A 436-nucleotide genomic window follows, 5' to 3' on the forward strand; every position below is an offset into this window, starting at 1 on the left:
CTGCTGGACCGCGTGGCCCAGCAGTTCAACAACCACTACGACGCCACCCTCGCTCCGCTGACGCAAAAGCTGGGGGCCTTGTTTGGCATTGAATCCCCTTCGGTGTCGACCAACCCCTTCCGCCCCGAGATCCTGCTGCGTGCCTTCATGGTGGCGTGGGAAAAAGGCGAGTTCGATCCGCAGGTGACCGAACACCTGGTGCAGGCACTGGACGTTGCCCACACCATCAACCTGGCGCCGCTGTACACCGACTTGGGCGCCACGCTGGCGCAAGCCGGCGTCCAGGCGCAGACGGTGCACCGCATCCGCAAATCGGTATCGTCAAACTACGCGCCGCTGACCGGTTCCGCACCGCTCAGCGAATCGGGCGCCCAAAGCAGCCAGGCTCCTTTGCAATCGGCCCCCGCGCCCTTGAGCGGTGGTAACGGCGCTGCCG

Annotated in this window: 1 protein-coding gene; it reads left to right on the forward strand. The window is 65.4% G+C overall.

Annotated features, from left to right (window positions below; all coding sequences use genetic code 11):
* On the forward strand, window positions 1–436 hold a 436-nt coding region (locus AC1D1Y_RS26450), incomplete at both ends, for a DUF1631 family protein (protein ID WP_477684961.1).

It is taken from the genome of Polaromonas sp. P1_G1, from assembly GCF_056405595.1.